The sequence below is a fragment of the Halomonas sp. ND22Bw genome (genome assembly GCF_003011945.1).
Lineage (GTDB): Bacteria > Pseudomonadota > Gammaproteobacteria > Pseudomonadales > Halomonadaceae > Halomonas > Halomonas halophila.
In genome coordinates, this window is the sequence record NZ_PXWD01000849.1 from 1 (window position 1) to 273 (window position 273).

General features: G+C 67.8%; 1 protein-coding gene. It reads right to left on the reverse strand.

Annotation, left to right across the window (positions count from 1 at the left end):
- A partial coding sequence (locus CVH10_RS20545) for a Mu transposase C-terminal domain-containing protein (RefSeq protein ID WP_369335917.1) occupies positions 1–248 on the reverse strand: 248 nt, incomplete at its 3' end.
- Positions 249–273: the final 25 nt, after the last annotated feature.

Consider the following 273-nt stretch of genomic DNA (forward strand, 5'->3'; position numbering starts at 1 on the left):
GATGGACTGCGACCGTGCGCGCCCGGGCTTGCCCGTTCACCGGTACTGAACGAGCAGGGAACCCGATCCCACGCGCCGTCGAGCAGCGCCCACACCGCGCCGAGGTCTGCCGGATCAAGCCTGACAGATACCCGGCTGCACCCGGCTGCTCGCGCAACGCTCAAAGCGGGAGATGCATAATGAAGGCCTCTGACATAGAGGCCCTGCCTCGTCAGGCGCCGATCAAGGCTGGCATGTGGCGACGGCACCCTCGCGTCGCCGACGCTCGACGAC